Consider the following 13,358-nt stretch of genomic DNA (forward strand, 5'->3'; position numbering starts at 1 on the left):
CTACGCTTTCCGCCAGCTTAGAGGCATCAGCGGGGGATTGTGCATGGAAGAATTTCTGTCGAAAGAAATACAGGCGGGGCTGGATGCCGCGCGTATGGCAAGCCTGCGCAAGGGCGCGCGCCTGCGGCTTGAGGCGGGCGGTGATGTCTACCGCGTGCTGCGCATGTGGAAGACCGGTTTCTCCGTCGATGCACAGGACGCGCCCAAGCTGCGCGGGCTGGTCGATCTCTATGACGGCAGCCTGCATCTGTTCCAATGTCTGATCGTGGCGAGCGAGGAAGAAGCGGGCGAGATGCGTTATGAGTTCAAGCGCGCCACCGCCGTGGCGGACCGTCCGCCGCTTGATTTCGAACGCTCCGCCGATGCGCCGCTGGATCTGATCGAAGACGGCCGCGCCTGATAGGGCGGCACGGCGGGGCTTCCCCGCCGCGCCGTTTCGTTACTGCAAATCACTGAAGGCTTTGGTGAGCCGCTCACAGGCTTCCTCGACCCGTGCGCGCGGGGTGGCGAGGTTGAAGCGCATGAAGCTTTCGCCCCCGTGCCAAAGGTGGCGCCGTGGTTGGCAGCGATAGCGGCGCTTTTCTCGACACGGTCCTGAAACTCTGCGGGCGCCATGCCGGTGCCCGAAAAGTCCACCCAAGCCAGATAGGTCGATTCCAGTGGCATCGAGCTTAGCCCCGGGATCGCGTTCACCGCCTCGTCGAAGATCTGCCGGTTGTTGTCGAGATAGGCGGTCAACTCATCCACCCAAGCGGCCCCTCGGGCGAATAGGCAGCGGTCGCCATGATCAGCCCGAAGGAGTTTGCCGAAACGCCCAAGGCCGCCATGCGCCGGGCTAAGCGCTCGCGCAGCTTGGGGTCATGAATGATGACGTTTCCGGTATGGCCGCCCGCGATGTTGAAGGTCTTGGTCGTGGCGGTCATCATCACCAGACGGTCTTCGATCCCGTCGATCTGGGCCATGGGGATATGCTTGTGCCCCGGCATCACCAGATCGTGGTGGATCTCATCCGAGACCAGCACCAGATCGTGCCGCTTGGCGAAGTCGGCCACGCCTTGCAGTTCCTCACGGCTCCAGACCCGCCCGCCGGGGTTATGCGGCGAGCAGAGGATCACCATCTTCTCATTCCCGGTCATCAGGGCGTCATAGGCGTCAAAATCCATCTCGTAACGGCCCGAGGCATTGGTCAGCGGGCATTCCACCACCCGACGCTCGGCGGCGTTAATCACGCGGGCGAAGGCGTGATAGACCGGGGTGAACAGCACCACCCCATCGCCGGGCTGGGTGAAAGCATCGACGCACATGGCGGTGCCGTTCACCAAACCATGCGTGGTAAAGATCGCCTCGGCGTCGACCTTCCAACCGTGGCGGTTTTCCATCCACCATTGGATCGCGGCGAGGTATTTGCTGTCATCGCCGAAATACCCGTGCACCCCGTGATCAATCTGGGCCTGAAGCGCGTCCTGCACCACCTGCGGGGGCGGAAATCCATGTCGGCCACCCACATGGCGATGCCGGTATCCGCGGGCACGCCATAGATCGCTTCCATCTTGTCCCATTTCGCACAATGGGTGCCGCGCCGGTCGATGATGTCGTCAAAGCTCATGCTGGTCTCTCCTGATATTGCGGCCAAGCTAACGGCTGCCGCAGGCGCTGCAAGCCCCCGGTTGCGCGATGCACGGGCATGGCCTAAATGAGCGGGATGAAACGCCCGATCCTTTTGCACCCCGATCCACGGCTCAAGAAAGCCGCAGCCCCGTCGCCGATCTCAGCGACGAGCTGCGCGTGCTGGGCGATGATATGTTGACCACCATGTATGATGCGCCGGGCATCGGCCTTGCTGCGCCGCAGATCGGCGTGTTGAGCCGGGTGATCGTGCTGGATTGCGTCAAGGAAGAGGGCGAAGCGCCCCGGCCCTTGTTGATGTTCAACCCCGAAATCGTGGCCTCTTCGGACGCGCTCAACACCTATGAAGAAGGCTGCCTCAGCATCCCCGACCAATATGCCGAGGTGACCCGCCCGGCGGAGGTTGAGGTGCGCTGGCTCGACCGTGACGGGAAAGAGCAGCAGGAGGCCTTTGACGGGCTTTGGGCGACCTGCGTTCAGCATGAGATCGACCACCTCGACGGCAAGCTTTTCATCGACTACCTCAAGCCACTGAAGCGCCAGATGATCACCCGCAAGATGGTCAAGCTCAAACGCGAGCTGGCGCGCGGATGAGCGTGCTCGAGGTTCTCCGCTGGCCCGACCCGCGACTGGCCGAGACCTGCGCCCCGGTCGAAGAGATCACGCCCGAGATCGAACGCCTCGCCTCCGATATGCTTGAGACGATGTATGCCGCGCCGGGGCGTGGCCTTGCCGGACCGCAGGTGGGCGCGATGCTGCGCATCTTCGTGATGGATGCGGGGTGGAAAGAGGATAAGTCCGACCCGCTGGTCTGCATCAACCCGATGTTTCAAGAGATCGGCGAAGAGCGGGTGACCAATACCGAAGGCTGTCTTAGCATCCCCGGCATCAGCACCGATATCTCGCGCCCTGCGCAGGTGCAGATGGTCTGGACCGGTCTGAACGGGGGCCGCTATGTGCAGAGCATGGAAGGCGCCGCTGCGCTGATCGCGCAGCATGAGATGGATCACCTTGATGGGGTGGTGACCTTCGATCACCTCGACGCAGAGACCCGCGCCGCCAAGATTGCGGAGTTCAACGCCCAATGACCCTACGCCGCTATGTTCCATGGCCCGACAAACGCCTGCGCAGCCCCGCCGAACCCATCGATGCGGTGACGGATGAAATCCGCACCCTCTGGGACGACATGATCGAGACGATGGACGCCATGCCCGGCGTTGGCCTTGCCGCGCCGCAGATCGGGGTGATGTTGCAGGTGGCGGTCGTCGATGCCTCGGAAGCGCGCAACAAACGCATCCGTCTCGCGAACCCGGTGATCGTCGATGCCTCTGCCGTGTTGCATCCTTACGATGAGGCCAGCCCCAATCTGCCCGGTTTCAGCGCCGTGATCCGCCGCCCGCGCGGGGTGAAGGTGCGTTTCCTTGACGAGACGGGAGCCGAGGTGGAGCGTGATTTCGTCGGGCTGGAAGCGGTGAGCGTGCAGCACCAAATCGACCATCTGGCGGGCAAGATGTATTTTGACAACCTCAGCAAAACCAAGCGCGACATGCTGTTGCGCAAGGCACGCAAACAGAACGGCTGACGGCGCTCTCCAAGGCGCTGTCCGGCAGGAGTGAACAGATGCGACTGATCTTCATGGGCACGCCCGATTTTTCGGTGCCGATCCTCGATGCCCTGGTGCAGGGCGGGCATGAGATCTGTGCGGTCTATTGCCAGCCGCCCCGCCCCGCCGGGCGCGGCAAGAAACCCCGCCCCAGCCCGGTGCAGCAACGCGCCGAAGCGCTTGGACTGCTGGTGCGCCATCCGGTCTCGCTCAAACATCCCGAGCCGCAGGAAGAATTCGCAGCGCTTGAGGCCGATGCGGCGGTGGTCGTGGCCTATGGTCTGATCCTGCCGCAGCCCATTCTCGACGCGCCGAAACATGGCTGTTTGAACATCCACGCCAGCCTGCTGCCGCGCTGGCGCGGGGCAGCGCCCATTCACCGTGCGATCATGGCGGGCGACGAAAAGACCGGCGTGTGCATCATGCAGATGGAAGCGGGGTTGGATACCGGGCCGGTGCTGCTGTGCGAAGAGACCGAGATCGGCAAGGCTGAGACGACGGCACAGTTGCATGACCGGTTGAGCGCCATGGGCGCGGTGGCGATCAACAAGGCGCTGTCGCAACTGACCGATCTGACGCCGCAGCCCCAGCCCGAAGAGGGCGTCACCTATGCCGCCAAGATCGACAAGGCCGAAGCGCGGATCGACTGGACCCGCCCGGCGGTCGAGGTGGATCGCCAGATCCGCGGGCTCTCGCCCTTTCCCGGCGCGTGGTTCGAGATTGACGGCCAGCGGGTGAAAGTCCTTGGCTCGGTGCTGGACGAGGGCACCGGCGCGCCGGGTGAGGTGCTGTCGGACGCGCTGCGCATCGCCTGTGGCGAGGGGGCGGTGCGGCTGACGCGGCTACAGCGCGCGGGCAAGGGCGTGCAGGAGGCGGATGTGTTTCAACGCGGTGCGCAGATCGCAGCGGGTGCGCGTCTTAGCTGAGGCTGAGCGTTCAGCTTTTGGGCGGGGTGCTTTTGTAAACCGGCAGGTGCCAGCCGAAATAAAGCGATCCGGCGCGCAGCACCCAAGTCGTCGCAGCGCAGGCCAGCAGCGGGTAGAGCGTGCCATCGAAATAGGGCGACAGCAGCACGGCAACGGCGGCACCGGAGAGCGCTGCGGTGGCGTAAAGCTCGCCTTGGGTCAGCACCAGCGGCAGCTGCCCCACCACCACATCGCGCATCAGCCCGCCCATGCAGCCGGTGATCATGCCCATGACGATGATGATCGGCGCGGACTGCTCTTGCGCTATCGCCACACCAACCCCCGCCGCGACCGCGACGGCAAGCGCCAGACTGTCGAGCCAGATCAAGGTGCGAAAGCGACTTTCGAGCAGGTGGGCGGTGAAAAACACCACCAAAGCGGCCAGGATGGCCACGCCTAACATGCTGGGGGTTTCGATCCAGAAGATCGGGTTGCGGTCGAGCAGGAGGTCACGGATCGTGCCGCCGCCCACGGCGGTCAGGCAGGCGATAAAGGCAAAGCCCACGATATCAAGCTGCGCCCGGCTGGCAACAAGCGCGCCGGTGATGGCAAAGACCAGCACGGCGGCATAGTCCAGCAGGGCCAGCAGGGTCACTTCTTGGTGCCCGGTTTGAAGGGGGCCATGCCCGCGCGGGCCAGTTCATCGGCGCGCTCGTTCTCGGGGTGGCCAGCGTGGCCCTTGACCCATTTCCACGTCACATTGTGCCGCGCATTCGCGGCGTCCAGCCGTTGCCAAAGCTCGGCATTCTTGACCGGCTTCTTGGCCGCGTTCTTCCAACCGTTCTTTTTCCAGCCGAAGATCCAACCAGTGATGCCGTTCTTGACGTAGTTGCTATCGGTCACCAGCGTGATCTCGGTCGGGCGGCTGAGCGATTCCAGGGCCGAGATCGCGGCCATCAACTCCATGCGGTTGTTGGTGGTCTGCGCCTCGCCGCCTTTCAACTCGCGTTCCTTGACGATCTGGTCCCCGTCCATCGCGCGCATCAGCACGCCCCAGCCGCCGGGGCCGGGATTGCCCGAACAGGCACCGTCAGTATAGGCGTAGAGGTCAGGCATGGGTATCTCCGGCAGTTTCCAGCGCGGTTTAGGCGGCTGGCGCGCGGCGGTCAATCAGGCGGGTTGGCGTAGAACGCGCGGCACTTTGAATTCGACGTTCTCCTGCGCGGTTTCGACCAGATCGGTGGTCACGTCATAACGCGCTTTGAAGGCGTCGATCACCTCATTGATGAGCACTTCGGGGGCCGATGCGCCCGCCGTGATGCCGATGCTGCCGATGCCCTCCAGCGCGCGCCAGTCGATGTCATCGGCGCGCTGCACCAGTTGCGCATAGGCGCAGCCTGCGCGGGCGCCGACTTCGACCAGCCGTTTAGAGTTCGAGGAATTGGGCGCGCCTACCACCAGCATCGCGTCGCATTTCGGCGCCATGGCTTTGACCGCTTCCTGACGGTTGGTCGTGGCGTAGCAGATGTCTTCTTTATGCGGGCCGATGATGGCGGGGAAGCGCGCCTGTAGGGCGGCCACGATATCGGCGGTGTCATCAACGCTGAGCGTGGTCTGGGTGACATAGGCCAAACGCGCGTCATCGCGCACGGCGACTGTGGCCACATCCTCAGGCGTTTCGACGAGCAGCACATCGCCTTCGGGCAATTGGCCCATGGTGCCGATCGTCTCAGGGTGGCCCGCATGGCCGATCATGATGATCTGAAGGCCCGCATCCGCATGGCGCTGCGCCTCGATATGCACCTTGGAGACCAGCGGACAGGTGGCATCGACGTAGATCATGTTGCGCGCCTGCGCCGCCGAGGGCACGGATTTCGGCACGCCATGGGCGGAAAAGATCACCGGGCGGTCGTCGGGGCATTCTGAGAGTTCCTCGACAAAGACCGCGCCCTTGTCGCGCAGCCCATCGACGACGAATTTATTGTGCACGATCTCGTGGCGCACATAGACCGGCGCGCCCCATTTCTCGATCGCCATTTCGACGATCTTGATCGCCCGGTCCACGCCCGCACAGAATCCGCGCGGCGCGGCAAGGTAGAGGGTAAGAGGCGGTTTGGTCATGGCGAAATCTCCGGACGGTTGGCGCAGAGGTAAGGGCTTGGGCCCGCTTCGTCCAGCCCGTCAGTCTGACTTGGGCGCAGGCTCGCCCGCCGTGGCGTGCACCAGCGCAGCCGCCTGCGCCCGGTTGCGGATGCCGAGCTTGCGGTAGCCGGATTTCGCATAGTCCGACACGGTGTGGATAGAGAGGTTGCAGCGGTGCGCGGTCTGCTGGCGGGTGTAGCCGTGGGCCAGCAGGTTCACCACTTCGGCTTCGCGCGGGCTGAGCTTGTCGAAGGCCGAAGGATTCTCGGGCAGGGGCAGGGGCGCGGTGCCGGTCAGGTCTTCGATCCGGCGGTGCATCAGCAGGCAGAAGAGGCGCAGATCCTCGGCAATGTCGCTGAAGGCGCGCTCGAACTCATCAGCCTCCATCCCGTTGCCGACGATGAAGCCGCCAAAACGTTCGGAGCCCTTCAGCCGCATCGGCACGGCGAAGGCAGCATGCAGACCTTCGCGACCTGCGCGGGCGATCAGCGAATGCTCGGACGGGGTGACATCGGGGTAGAGGTGTACGAAGGCCTGGCCGATCGTCAGCACATCATAACTGTTGCACGAGTGGTGCAGGAATGGATCATCCTCGGGCGGGAGGTCATCGTAAAGGTCGGGGATGGTGGACAGAAACTGAGCGTCTTTGAAATCCGCACCCACGCTGATGTGGATGGCATGGGTAAAGCCGGTCTCTCGAAATGTCTTTACGATCCCATCCCAAAGCGCGCTAACATCTTGCAGCTTTTCCAAACGTACAGCGGCATCGAACAGCATCTTCCCTCACTTTTACCCCCTTTTTCGGGGGGTCGTCTACTTCTACGGGAGCAGGTAGTGTGGGATCAAGGGGAACGCATGGGTTCATGTGCTGTATTGTATCTTCCCTGGGGTATTTTAGAAATTTCACAGGCCAGTGACGCCACAGTCGCTGGCCTGGTATTCGTTTGCCCATCATCCTGACGCTGCGCACAATAAGACCGCTGCCGCGCGGGGGCGGCATGGTTCTGCACGAAATGGGGCTGCGTCGATTAGTCGTGCGGTGCGGGATCGCGCGGCGGGCGGCCGATAACGTCACGCAGATCGTCAAGCTCGATAAAGTTGTCGGCTTGGCGGCGCAGATCGTCCGAGATCATCGGCGGCTGGCTGCGGATCGTGGAGACGACGGAGACGCGCACGCCTTGGCGTTGCAGGCTTTCCACCAGCGGGCGGAAATCACCATCGCCAGAGAAGATCACGATGTGATCGACACGCGGGGCCAGTTCCATCGCATCGACGGCCAGTTCGATGTCCATATCGCCTTTGACTTTGCGGCGGCCCATGCTGTCGGTGTATTCCTTGGCCGGTTTGGTCACCATGGAAAAGCCGTTGTAGTTCAACCAGTCGACAAGCGGGCGGATCGGCGAATATTCATCGTTTTCCAAAAGCGCGGTATAGTAGAAGGCGCGCAGCAGCTTGCCGCGGCGCATGAACTCTTGCCGCAGCAGCTTGTAGTCGATGTCGAAGCCCAGCGTCTTTGCCGCGGCGTAGAGGTTGGAGCCATCTATAAAAAGCGCCAACCGCTCATCTTTGTAGAACATTAAACTATCCTTTCGGCAGGCTTCGCCGTATTCCCGGTTTGAACTGTAATCGCCGCGGATTAATAAATCCGTGACCTCTGGCGATGCCCCCACATCAGGGTGCATAACTAAGGCTTTTTAACGATGTCGCAAGACCCGAGGGTATGGAATTAAGCAGTAAAGACCCTATACGAAAGTATAGTCTTCTGGTTGCACTCGGCGGTAACCTTGCATCTTCTGTGGGTAAACCTCAGGAAACGCTAAAATCGGCTTTAAAGCTATTGCAGACGTCCGGCGCGGTGATTCGCGCCACGAGTGCATTCTATCACACTCCGGCCTTTCCCGCAGGGGCGGGGCCAGACTATGTGAATGCCGCGGCCTGGCTCGAAGCGCCGTGGGATCCGCAGACCGCTCTTGGCGTCTTGCACCGGATCGAGGCGCAGATGGGCCGTGCGCGGGTGCAACGCTGGGGCCAGCGGACCTTGGATTTGGATCTTTTGGCCTGTGATGATATCGTGTTGCCAGACCGTCAGACCCACAAGATATGGCGCGAGCTGCCTTTGGAGGCACAGATTGGCCGCACGCCGGAGCAATTGATCTTGCCGCATCCCCGGCTACAGGACCGCGCCTTCGTCTTGGTGCCGCTGGCCGATGTGGCCCCCAACTGGGTGCATCCGCTGATTGGAAAGCCGGTGCGCGCCCTGCTTGAAGCCCTGCCTGAGCGGGATCGTGCCGAGGTGCGGCGGCTGCAATAACGGCTTGTAAATCTGCCCGAGGCGGCTTAAATACTGCACTTCTGGCAGCAAATGAGATATTGGAGGCTTCATGGCCCGCGTCACCGTCGAAGATTGTGTGGATAAGGTTCCGAACCGTTTCGAACTCGTCATGCTGGCCGCACATCGTGCCCGCGAGATCTCTGCCGGATCGCAGTTGACCGTTGACCGTGACAACGACAAGAACCCCGTCGTGTCCCTGCGCGAAATCGCCGAAGAAACACAGTCGGCCGATGACCTGCGCGAGCGTCTGATCGAAAGCAACCAGAGCCAGATCGAAGTCGATGAGCCCGAAGAAGACGCGATGGCGCTTCTGATGGGGGCCGAAGAGGACAAGCCCGAAGAAGACAGCATGTCCGAAGAGATGTTGCTGCGCCAGTTGATGGCCGCACAGGGGCAGGGCTAACCCCCGCGCCCCGGCCGGGGCTATGAGGCAGATGGCATGAACAGCGCCGACATTACTGCCGACGACCTGATCGCTCTCGTTCAAGGCTACAATCCGCGTACCAACGAACCCCTGATCCGCGCCGCTTTCGACTATGGGGCGCGGATGCATGAGGGGCAGTTTCGCCATTCCGGTGAGCCCTATTTCACTCATCCCGTCGCTGTCGCTGCGATCCTCACGGAACAGCAGCTTGACGATGCGACGATCATCACCGCCCTTCTGCACGACACGATTGAAGACACCAAAGCGTCTTATGCCGAGGTGCAAAGCCTCTTTGGCGGCGAAGTGGCAGAATTGGTCGATGGCGTCACCAAGCTGACCAACCTTCAGCTAAACTCGACCGAGACCAAACAGGCCGAGAATTTCCGCAAGCTTTTCATGGCGATGTCCAAGGACCTGCGCGTCATCCTCGTCAAGCTCGCCGACCGTCTGCACAACATGCGCACGATCAAATCCATGCGCCCGGACAAGCAGATCAAAAAGGCGCGGGAGACGATGGACATCTATGCGCCGCTGGCGGGCCGCATGGGCATGCAGTGGATGCGCGAAGAGTTGGAAGACCTCGCGTTTCGGGTGCTCAATCCCGAGGCGCGCGCCTCGATCATTCGCCGCTTCATCACCCTGCAACGCGACACCGGCGATGTGATCCAGCGCATCACCGGCGACATGCGGGTGGAGTTGGAAAAGGCGGATATCGAAGCCGAGGTCTTTGGCCGGGCCAAGAAACCCTATTCGATCTGGCGCAAGATGGAGGAGAAGGAGCAAAGCTTCTCCCGCCTGTCCGACATCTACGGCTTTCGCGTGATTACCGCCTCTGAAGAAGACTGCTACCGCACCCTCGGGGCGATCCATCGCCGCTGGCGCGCGGTGCCGGGGCGGTTCAAGGATTACATCAGCCAGCCCAAGACCAACGGTTACCGGTCAATCCACACCACCGTCTCGGGCCGCGATGGCAAGCGGGTGGAGGTGCAGATCCGCACCCGCCAGATGCATGACGTGGCCGAGACCGGCGTCGCCGCCCATTGGTCCTACCGCGACGGCGTGCGCAGCCGGAACCCCTTTGCTGTCGATCCTGCCAAGTGGATCAGCCAGCTGACCGAACAGTTCGACGCCGAGACCGATCACGAGGATTTCCTCGAAGCCGTGAAGCTTGAGATGTACGCCGATCAGGTGTTCTGCTTCACGCCCAAGGGCGATGTGGTGAAGCTGCCGCGCGGGGCTACGCCGATTGATTTCGCCTATGCGATCCACACCCGTATCGGCAACGCCTGTGTGGGGGCCAAGGTCGACGGGATGCGCGTGCCGCTGTGGACCCGGATCAAGAACGGCCAGTCGATTGAGATCACCACCGCGCAGGGCCAGACGCCACAGGTGACGTGGCTCGACATTGCCACCACGGGCAAGGCCAAGTCGGCGATCCGGCGCTCCCTGCGTGAGGTCGACCGCGAGCGCTTTATCAAACTGGGCCGCGAATTGGCGCGTTCGGCCTTTGCGCAGGTGGGCAAAAAGGCCACCGATAAGGTGCTGCATACCGTGGCCAAGAACATGCGGTTGAATGGCCCCGACGAAGTGCTCGCCCGGCTTGGCAGTTCGGAACTCACGGGCCGCGAAGTGGTGGAATGCGTCTATCCCGACCTTGCCCCGCAAAAGGGCGAACAGATCGACGTGCGCCGCGCGGTCGTGGGGCTGGAGCCGGGGCAGAGCTTTGACCGCGCGCCCTGCTGCACCCCGCTGCCCGGTGAGCGGATCGTCGGCATCACCTTCCGGGGCAAGGGCGTGACTGTCCATGCCATCGATTGTGACCGCCTCTCGGAATACGAAGACCAGCCCGAACGCTGGCTCGATCTGCGTTGGCATGACGGCAGCCATCCGGCGGTCTATACCTGTGCGCTGGACATCACTATCGGCAATGGCGCGGGCGTTCTGGGGCGGGTCTGCACCTTGATCGGCGAAGCCTCGGCCAATATTTCGGATCTGGAGTTTGTGGAGCGCAAGCCTGACTTTTACCGGCTGGTGGTCTATGTGGATCTCCGAGACGTGAGTCACCTGCATTCGCTGATGTCCACGCTCGAAGCCGAGAGTGAGGTCGCCGATGTCAGCAGGCACCGCAATATGAGCATGGGAAAGACCGTCGAAAAGACCACCTGACCCTGCGCAGACGAAACGCCGATACTGGACCTGAGACTTGATTTTCAAACGCCGCGATCCGAAACCGACCCTGCGCGCGCTGGCCGAGTTTCTGTGGCCGCGCGGTGGTTGGACGCGTGCGTTTCACTATGTCAAACACCGCATGCGGCGGCTGCCCGACAGCCCCGAGCGCATCGCGCGCGGCATCTGGGCCGGGGTCTTTACCACCTTCACGCCCTTCTATGGCCTGCATTTTATCGTGGCCGCGTTGATCGGGCGGGTGATGCGGGCCAATATCCTTGCTGCGCTGATGGCGACTTTCTTTGGCAATCCGCTGACCTATGTGCCCATCGGCATCGCGGCCCTGCAAACCGGGCATTGGATCCTTGGCGCGCCTGTGGCGCCGACGGCGCATCGCTCTTTCGGGGGTAAGTTTCTCGACGCCGGGCGCGATCTGAAAGAGAATTTCGTCGCGATCTTTACCGATACCCAGATGGATTGGACCGGGCTGACGGTGTTCTTCCATCAGGTCTTCTACCCCTATCTGATCGGGGGTATCCTGCCGGGGATGATCTGCGCCTCTATCGCCTATTACATTTCGGTCCCGGTGCTGCGCGCCTATCAAAAGCGGCGGCGCGGCATGATCAAAGCCAAGTTCGAGGCGCTCAAGCATAAGGCGGCGCAAAAGGCCGACGCCAAGCGCCACGCCGACTGATCCTGTCGCACCATCAATTTTCGGGAAAAACCGCTTCTCCCTATGGGGTTGGCGAAAGTTCCGACCTATGGTCGGGGCAAGTGATGCAAGGGGAATCGAGATGGCGGATCAACCAAAGCTGAGATTGGGCGTGAACATTGACCATGTGGCGACGGTGCGCAACGCACGGGGCGGCGCCTATCCCGACCCGCTGCGCGCGGCCAAGATCGCGGAAAAGGCCGGGGCCGATGGCATCACCGCGCATCTGCGCGAAGACCGGCGGCATATCTCGGATGCCGATATCGAAGGTTTGATGGAGGTGCTGTCGGTCCCGCTCAACTTCGAGATGGCCGCGACGGATGAGATGCAAAAGATCGCCCTGCGCCACAAGCCCCACGCGGTCTGCATCGTGCCTGAAAAGCGCGAAGAGCGGACCACCGAAGGCGGGCTGGAAGTCGCGCGGGAAGAGAACAAATTGGCCCATTTCATCGCGCCCCTGCGCGAGGCGGGCAGCAGGGTGTCGATCTTCATCGCAGCCGAGCGCGCGCAGATCGAAGCCGCCAACCGCATCGGCGCAGAGGTGATCGAATTGCACACCGGTGCCTATTGCGATGCCTTCGCCGAGGGCCGTTGGGATGAGGCGGATGCCGAACTCAACAAGCTGCGCGAGATGTCGCGTTTCGCCGACTCTCTCGGGCTTGAGGTGCACGCGGGCCACGGGCTGACCTATGACACCGTCACCCCGATCGCCGCTTTCCCCGAGGTGCGGGAACTTAACATCGGGCACTTCCTGATTGGAGAGGCGATCTTCCTCGGGTTGGAACCCGCGATTGCCGAGATGCGCCGCCTGATGGATGAGGCCCGCGAGGGCTGAGCCCGCCGCCCGCCGGTGGCGGAAAATCTCTCAAAGCGTGCCTCCCTCCGGACCTAAAGCGGCCTTGGCCGCGTTGGGCCGCCAGACTGGTTAACAAACCTAAGGAGGCACCAATGAGCGACCATATCGACACGCTGAAGAAACTGCACACCCGCCTGATCGACAGCCGCGACGGCTATCGTGAATCCCGCAAGCAGGTCTCGGACGAAGCGGCTTTTGTCGGCTTCTTCGACCAGCGCATCGCGGAACGTGAGAAGTTCCACACAGAACTGCACCGCCAGCTTGGCGTCGACGGCGTGGATGTATCCGAAGAAGGCTCTGCCGCCGCATCGGCTCACCGCGGTTGGCTGAAGCTGCGCGACGCAGTGACCGGCGACAACGAAGCTGTCTATGACGAGATCATCAACGGCGAATCCGCATTGGTCGAAAACTACGACGATGCGATCAAAGCCACTGCTGGCCGCCCCGGCTATGAGTTCCTGACCGAACAGCGCGCCGCCGTTCAGCGCGCCATCGACGAGGCGAAAGCCGAGAAGGCGCGCCACGTCGCAGCCTAAGCGCCGCGCCTTGTGGTAGGTTCAACGCCGTCCCGTTCCTGCGGGGCGGCGTTTTC

The 13,358-nt window shown here is 62.4% G+C and carries 15 protein-coding genes and 2 pseudogenes; 11 read left to right on the forward strand and 6 right to left on the reverse strand.

All coding sequences use genetic code 11. The annotated features are described in order from the left end of the window. The first annotated feature begins 43 nt into the window (after positions 1-43). Positions 44-400 carry a hypothetical protein gene (locus tag CUR85_RS09095; RefSeq protein WP_067264640.1) on the forward strand — a complete coding sequence of 119 codons (357 nt, stop codon included), beginning with the start codon at positions 44-46 and terminating at the stop codon, positions 398-400. Positions 401-439: 39 nt separating this feature from the next. Here CUR85_RS09095 and CUR85_RS09100 read toward each other — a convergent pair. Then, positions 440-1,606, reverse strand: a pseudogene (locus tag CUR85_RS09100) (MalY/PatB family protein). 96 nt (positions 1,607-1,702) lie between these two features. On the opposite strand from CUR85_RS09100, the pseudogene def (CUR85_RS09105) reads away from it, so the two are divergent. The 4 genes and pseudogenes from def (CUR85_RS09105) to fmt all read left to right on the forward strand — a co-directional run bounded on the left by def (CUR85_RS09105) (position 1,703) and on the right by fmt (position 4,155). Next, positions 1,703-2,220: pseudogene (def, locus tag CUR85_RS09105) on the forward strand (peptide deformylase). Continuing rightward, entirely contained in the window at positions 2,217-2,714 is a 498-nt protein-coding gene (gene def / locus CUR85_RS09110; RefSeq protein ID WP_067264632.1) for a peptide deformylase, read from the forward strand. Before def (CUR85_RS09105) ends, def (CUR85_RS09110) begins: the two are co-directional and overlap by 4 nt. Then, positions 2,711-3,208 (forward strand): peptide deformylase, encoded by a 498-nt coding sequence (gene def / locus CUR85_RS09115; RefSeq protein ID WP_067264629.1) that lies wholly within the window; start codon positions 2,711-2,713, stop codon positions 3,206-3,208. Before def (CUR85_RS09110) ends, def (CUR85_RS09115) begins: the two co-directional genes overlap by 4 nt. A gap of 38 nt (positions 3,209-3,246) precedes the next feature. Next, positions 3,247-4,155, forward strand: coding sequence for a methionyl-tRNA formyltransferase (fmt, locus tag CUR85_RS09120; RefSeq protein ID WP_067264626.1), 909 nt, complete (start codon positions 3,247-3,249; stop codon positions 4,153-4,155). Between the two features lie 10 nt (positions 4,156-4,165). Here the strand turns inward: fmt and CUR85_RS09125 are convergent, their stop codons facing one another. From CUR85_RS09125 to CUR85_RS09145, 5 genes are all read right to left on the reverse strand, one after another. Then, positions 4,166-4,789 carry a trimeric intracellular cation channel family protein gene (locus tag CUR85_RS09125; RefSeq protein ID WP_067264624.1) on the reverse strand — a complete coding sequence of 208 codons (624 nt, stop codon included), beginning with the start codon at positions 4,787-4,789 and terminating at the stop codon, positions 4,166-4,168. Further along, positions 4,786-5,250 (reverse strand): ribonuclease HI, encoded by a 465-nt coding sequence (rnhA, locus tag CUR85_RS09130; protein WP_067264616.1) that lies wholly within the window; start codon positions 5,248-5,250, stop codon positions 4,786-4,788. Before rnhA ends, CUR85_RS09125 begins: the two co-directional genes overlap by 4 nt. Positions 5,251-5,304: 54 nt before the next feature. After that, positions 5,305-6,255 carry a 4-hydroxy-3-methylbut-2-enyl diphosphate reductase gene (gene ispH, locus CUR85_RS09135; protein ID WP_067264614.1) on the reverse strand — a complete coding sequence of 317 codons (951 nt, stop codon included), beginning with the start codon at positions 6,253-6,255 and terminating at the stop codon, positions 5,305-5,307. Positions 6,256-6,315: 60 nt separating this feature from the next. Beyond that, positions 6,316-7,053, reverse strand: a complete 738-nt coding sequence (locus CUR85_RS09140; RefSeq protein ID WP_067264611.1) for a helix-turn-helix transcriptional regulator — start codon at positions 7,051-7,053, stop codon at positions 6,316-6,318. Between the two features lie 251 nt (positions 7,054-7,304). After that, entirely contained in the window at positions 7,305-7,853 is a 549-nt protein-coding gene (locus CUR85_RS09145) for a LabA-like NYN domain-containing protein (protein WP_067264609.1), read from the reverse strand. Positions 7,854-7,996: 143 nt separating this feature from the next. On the opposite strand from CUR85_RS09145, the gene folK reads away from it, so the two are divergent. From folK to CUR85_RS09175, 6 genes are all read left to right on the forward strand, one after another. Beyond that, positions 7,997-8,587: a 2-amino-4-hydroxy-6-hydroxymethyldihydropteridine diphosphokinase gene (gene folK / locus CUR85_RS09150; RefSeq protein ID WP_067264654.1), complete on the forward strand. Its 591-nt coding sequence runs from the start codon at positions 7,997-7,999 to the stop codon at positions 8,585-8,587. Between the two features lie 70 nt (positions 8,588-8,657). Then, a complete protein-coding gene (gene rpoZ, locus CUR85_RS09155) occupies positions 8,658-9,011 on the forward strand; it encodes a DNA-directed RNA polymerase subunit omega (protein WP_067264606.1) in 354 nt (117 codons plus the stop codon). 36 nt (positions 9,012-9,047) lie between these two features. After that, positions 9,048-11,198: a RelA/SpoT family protein gene (locus tag CUR85_RS09160; RefSeq protein ID WP_067264600.1), complete on the forward strand. Its 2,151-nt coding sequence runs from the start codon at positions 9,048-9,050 to the stop codon at positions 11,196-11,198. A 37-nt stretch (positions 11,199-11,235) separates the two neighbouring features. Further along, a complete protein-coding gene (locus CUR85_RS09165; protein ID WP_067264597.1) occupies positions 11,236-11,892 on the forward strand; it encodes a DUF2062 domain-containing protein in 657 nt (218 codons plus the stop codon). A 100-nt stretch (positions 11,893-11,992) separates the two neighbouring features. Further along, positions 11,993-12,745 (forward strand): pyridoxine 5'-phosphate synthase, encoded by a 753-nt coding sequence (locus CUR85_RS09170; protein ID WP_067264594.1) that lies wholly within the window; start codon positions 11,993-11,995, stop codon positions 12,743-12,745. A gap of 113 nt (positions 12,746-12,858) precedes the next feature. Continuing rightward, the gene (locus CUR85_RS09175; RefSeq protein WP_067264591.1) at positions 12,859-13,302 is read left to right on the forward strand and encodes a PA2169 family four-helix-bundle protein; all 444 of its coding nucleotides are present in this window, start codon (positions 12,859-12,861) and stop codon (positions 13,300-13,302) included. Positions 13,303-13,358: the final 56 nt, after the last annotated feature.

It is taken from the genome of Sulfitobacter faviae, assembly GCF_029870955.1.
GTDB lineage: Bacteria > Pseudomonadota > Alphaproteobacteria > Rhodobacterales > Rhodobacteraceae > Sulfitobacter > Sulfitobacter faviae.

Bases quoted from the DNA above. Each gene is read 5' to 3' on its own strand.
- CUR85_RS09175 (WP_067264591.1), top strand. From the start codon at position 12,859: ATGAGCGACCATATCGACACGCTGAAGAAACTGCACACCCGCCTGATC.
- ispH (WP_067264614.1), bottom strand. From the start codon at position 6,255: ATGACCAAACCGCCTCTTACCCTCTACCTTGCCGCGCCGCGCGGATTC.
- fmt (WP_067264626.1), top strand. From the start codon at position 3,247: ATGCGACTGATCTTCATGGGCACGCCCGATTTTTCGGTGCCGATCCTC.
- CUR85_RS09170 (WP_067264594.1), top strand. From the start codon at position 11,993: ATGGCGGATCAACCAAAGCTGAGATTGGGCGTGAACATTGACCATGTG.
- def (WP_067264629.1), top strand. From the start codon at position 2,711: ATGACCCTACGCCGCTATGTTCCATGGCCCGACAAACGCCTGCGCAGC.
- rnhA (WP_067264616.1), bottom strand. From the start codon at position 5,250: ATGCCTGACCTCTACGCCTATACTGACGGTGCCTGTTCGGGCAATCCC.
- CUR85_RS09095 (WP_067264640.1), top strand. From the start codon at position 44: ATGGAAGAATTTCTGTCGAAAGAAATACAGGCGGGGCTGGATGCCGCG.
- CUR85_RS09145 (WP_067264609.1), bottom strand. From the start codon at position 7,853: ATGTTCTACAAAGATGAGCGGTTGGCGCTTTTTATAGATGGCTCCAAC.
- CUR85_RS09160 (WP_067264600.1), top strand. From the start codon at position 9,048: ATGAACAGCGCCGACATTACTGCCGACGACCTGATCGCTCTCGTTCAA.
- def (WP_067264632.1), top strand. From the start codon at position 2,217: ATGAGCGTGCTCGAGGTTCTCCGCTGGCCCGACCCGCGACTGGCCGAG.
- rpoZ (WP_067264606.1), top strand. From the start codon at position 8,658: ATGGCCCGCGTCACCGTCGAAGATTGTGTGGATAAGGTTCCGAACCGT.
- folK (WP_067264654.1), top strand. From the start codon at position 7,997: ATGGAATTAAGCAGTAAAGACCCTATACGAAAGTATAGTCTTCTGGTT.
- CUR85_RS09140 (WP_067264611.1), bottom strand. From the start codon at position 7,053: ATGCTGTTCGATGCCGCTGTACGTTTGGAAAAGCTGCAAGATGTTAGC.